1 protein-coding gene is annotated in these 311 nt (G+C 48.9%); it reads left to right on the forward strand.

Annotated features, from left to right (window positions below):
* Positions 1–311 (forward strand): hypothetical protein (locus HW098_RS10250; RefSeq protein ID WP_176140028.1); only part of this gene is annotated, 311 nt, incomplete at both ends.

A 311-nucleotide genomic window follows, 5' to 3' on the forward strand; every position in this document is an offset into this window, starting at 1 on the left:
ACAGCTGGTCAAGCAGTAAGTGTCAGCGCAACCAAGGGAAGCGACGCTACAACCAGTCAGGCATCAAGTGCAAGTATCACTCCGACAGCACATACTGTGACCATCACCGACATTACCAAGGTGAAAGGTGAAGCCGTAGAGGCGACAGACCTCACAGGTGCTGTAACCGCGACAGGCAAAGATCACGTGGAAGCAGTAGGAACAGTTCCTACAGACCTAGGTAAACACCAAATCTCAGCTAAGCTTGTTTATGGTGATACGAGTGAAGAAACCATTCAGATTCCATATACTGTCAAACCAAGCACTCCAAG

Source organism: Streptococcus sp. 1453 (assembly GCF_013276955.1).
GTDB lineage: Bacteria > Bacillota > Bacilli > Lactobacillales > Streptococcaceae > Streptococcus.